Raw genomic sequence first — 1,658 nt, 5'->3', positions numbered from 1 at the left:
GTGGCGGAGCTCCGCGACCGCCGGCACCGTCGCTGCGGACGGGCATGCACTTCGCGCCGCCCTGACGACAGGTCAGCAGCGCCGTTCACCAGGTGGTGCCGGCGGGCTCCTCGATGCTGGTGTTGATGCGGTTGAAGAAGTTGGTGAGGCCGATCATCAGGATGATCGCGGAGAGCTGCTCCTCGTTGAAGTGGTCCGCTGCCTCGTTCCACACCTCATCGGGGACGGCCTTGCCGAAGCGGTCGGCGATCCGGGTGGCGGCCTCGGTCAGGGCCAGGGCCGCGCGCTCCTCGTCGGTGAAGAACGGCGCCTCGCGCCAGGCGGCCACGGCGTGCAGGCGTTCGTCGCTCTCGCCGTGCTTCTTGGCGCCCGCCACGCCGGCGAACACGCAGGCGCTGCATCCGTTGATCTGGCTGGCCCGCAGGTGGACCAGTTCCAGGATCTGCGGGGAGACGCCGCCCTGGTACATGGCCTTGTAGATGTTCTGGATGCCCTTCATGGCGTCCGGCAGGACCAGAGCGGGGTTCTTCATCCGGGCACTGGTGGTGATCGCGGTGTTCATCTGATGCTCTCCTGGTGATCCGTTAGCGTCTGTCACTGGACCGACGGATCCGGACGCGGGGGTGTGACAGGTGAGCGAGAACTTTTTTCTGGCCGACCGTTTCGAGGCTGAGCGGCCCGGGCTGCGGGCGGTGGCCTACCGGATGCTGGGCTCGCTTGCCGAGGCGGAGGACGCCGTCCAGGAGGCGTGGTTCAAGCTCAGCCGCACCGACGTGAGCGACGTGAAGAACCTTGGGGCCTGGCTCACCACGGTCGTGGGCCGGACATGCCTGGACATGCTGCGCTCGCGTACTTCGCGACGCGAGGATCCGCTGCCCGAGCAGGATGGGTCCATCCGGCTGCCGGACCCGGTGGTCACCGCGCTGGCCCGCGTTGACCCCGAGCGGGAGGTCCTGATCGCGGACTCGGTGGGCATTGCACTCATGATCGTTTTGGAGGCCCTCTCCCCGGACGAGCGACTCGCCTTCGTCCTCCATGACATGTTCGACGTGCCCTTCGATGACATCGCCCCCAGCCTCGGCCGGACCGCGGTCTCCACCCGGCAGCTCGCCAGCCGCGCTCGCCGCCGGGTTCAGGGCGCCTCCCCGGCGGCCGACACGGACAATGCCCGCAAACGCGACGTCGTGGACGCCTTTCTGACCGCCTCCCGCGGCGGCGACTTCGAGGCGCTTCTGGCCCTCCTCCACCCCGACGCGGTCGCGCGTTCCGATGGCGGCACGCTCGTCCCGAGCATCCTGCGGCGCGGCGCGGGCGACGTGGCGTCCCAGGCGATCACCTTCGCCCGCTTCGCGGCGAACGCGCGTCTGGTGCTGGTCAACGGCACGCCCGGCGTTGTCTCGTTCGCCGGGGACCGACCTTTGTCCGTCATGTCGTTCACCATCCGGGACGGCCGCATCACCGGGCTCGACATCCTCACCGACCCTGACCGCCTGACCACGCTCGGGCTGACCGACTGACCGATGCCGGCCACTCCAAAGCGGACGCTGCCCACGGGGACCAGAGCGAAGGCGCGCTCGACCGGGTTGGGCGCTGTCACCTCTCATGAACATCGAACACGGCGTGGTCCGGGTGCCTCCCAAATTGCTGAACAGCCGCTG

Annotated in this window: 2 protein-coding genes; one reads left to right on the top strand and one right to left on the bottom strand. The window is 68.9% G+C overall.

Annotation, left to right across the window (positions count from 1 at the left end):
- Window positions 1-85 precede the first annotated feature (85 nt).
- Complete coding sequence (locus ACFWBT_RS42845; RefSeq protein ID WP_385710225.1) at window positions 86-562, bottom strand: carboxymuconolactone decarboxylase family protein; 477 nt, start codon at window positions 560-562, stop codon at window positions 86-88.
- Window positions 563-632: 70 nt separating this feature from the next.
- Here ACFWBT_RS42845 and ACFWBT_RS42840 point away from each other — a divergent pair, with 70 nt between their 5' ends.
- Window positions 633-1,517 (top strand): sigma-70 family RNA polymerase sigma factor, encoded by an 885-nt coding sequence (locus ACFWBT_RS42840; RefSeq protein WP_385710222.1) that lies wholly within the window; start codon window positions 633-635, stop codon window positions 1,515-1,517.
- Window positions 1,518-1,658 lie beyond the last annotated feature (141 nt).

The organism is Streptomyces sp. NPDC060027 (genome assembly GCF_042737005.1).
Classification (GTDB): domain Bacteria; phylum Actinomycetota; class Actinomycetes; order Streptomycetales; family Streptomycetaceae; genus Streptomyces.
Note: the sequence above shows the minus strand (reverse complement) of the source record. Positions and strands in the feature narration are given on the sequence as shown.